The 683-nt window shown below is 66.6% G+C and carries 1 protein-coding gene; it reads right to left on the bottom strand.

Annotation, left to right across the window (positions count from 1 at the left end):
- Window positions 1–641: ISL3 family transposase (locus G3T14_RS24505; protein ID WP_163645051.1), on the bottom strand; the 641-nt coding region annotated here is incomplete at its 3' end.
- Between the last annotated feature and the right edge of the window lie 42 nt (window positions 642–683).

The following is a 683-nucleotide window of genomic DNA, read 5'->3' as shown; positions in this document are numbered from 1 at the left end:
GCTGCGCGCGCGTATTCGGACGAGCGGTCGCGTGTGATGACCGCGATACCGGGGTGGCGACGCAGCCACTCGGCGACCGTTGTACTGGATCGGTCCGGCAGCAGATCGATGGGACGTCGCCGGTCGAGATCAACGATGAGCGTGCCGTAGGTCTGTCCTTTGCGGATTGCCCAGTCGTCGATTCCCACCGCTCGCAGTGGACCGATCGACGGCAACGTCATGCCGTGCACGAGACGCAACACCGTATCGGGGCTCGTGGCCATCGCCAGATGCCCGGCAAGGCGAGCGCCAGCTTCGCCCCCCAACGCGAGGCCCACCCGAGCCTGCGCTCCGGCGAGCCGACCGGTGCGTCGTGCCCGTGGTGGGAGAAGCCGCGGCAACGGTTCGACGAACGTGCGCCGTCGGCAGGCGCGATGATGGCAGTAGAAGCGGCGAACCTTCAGTCGCAGCGTCACGGCCTCGCCGAAACTCGGAAGATCGGCAGGTTGACGGACGTATCGACTATGCACGGCAGAGCTGGGCGTGCCGCAGTCGGGACAGCACCCACAATGCCGGCGAACGTGGGCGACAATGATGAGATGACCGGAGCGCCGGACAACTCGGTCGACGATGCAGCCGGGCAAGGATGAGGACAGAATCATCCCTGCCGTGAATCAGCCCATCGACGCCGCGTCGCCGTGACC

This window comes from Methylobacterium sp. BTF04, assembly GCF_010692745.1.
Classification (GTDB): domain Bacteria; phylum Pseudomonadota; class Alphaproteobacteria; order Rhizobiales; family Beijerinckiaceae; genus Methylobacterium.
The sequence above is the reverse complement of the archived record's forward strand: the minus strand, read 5'-3'. Positions and strand labels throughout refer to the sequence as shown.